General features: G+C 74.4%; 1 protein-coding gene. It reads right to left on the bottom strand.

What is annotated here, in order from left to right:
* Nucleotides 1-114 precede the first annotated feature (114 nt).
* The coding region (locus ACLD7X_RS18955; RefSeq protein WP_411425227.1) for a hypothetical protein at nucleotides 115-449 on the bottom strand (335 nt) is incomplete at its 5' end.

Below are 449 nucleotides of genomic sequence, written 5' to 3'. Positions count from 1 at the left end.
CCCGGCGCAGCGAACCCGCGAGGTCGGCGAGGATGCCGCGCGTGCGGTCGCTGATGTGCGGGCAGCCCTCGCCTTCGATGCGCGTCGCCCAGTCGAGGAGTTGTTCGGCGGGGGTCATGCCGCGTCACCGTCGTCGGGTGCGGTGACCTCGCCCTCGGCGGCGAGGTAGCCGAGGAACTGGCGGCGGGCGGCCTTGCCCGCCTTGCGCCACGCGCCCATCAGCGCCTGCAGCTGGCGCTGCGTCTCGGCCGCCTTGCCGCCGGCGACGGGGCCCGCGAATTCCGCCAGCGCGGCGGAGACGTTGCGCGCCGGGCTGTCCTCCCGCGTGAGGGCGGCGGCGATCTTCGCCTGCATCAGCGGCGTCTGCGCCGCAATCTTGTCCAGTTCCTGGCCGCTATCGGCCACCGGATGGCTGGCCAGCAGCGCCCGCACATCCGGCGCGATCTTCG

Source organism: Aphanothece microscopica RSMan92, from assembly GCF_046613545.2.
In the GTDB taxonomy this organism is placed as follows: Bacteria; Cyanobacteriota; Cyanobacteriia; order PCC-6307; family Cyanobiaceae; genus NIES-981.
Note: the sequence above shows the minus strand (reverse complement) of the source record. Positions and strands in the feature narration are given on the sequence as shown.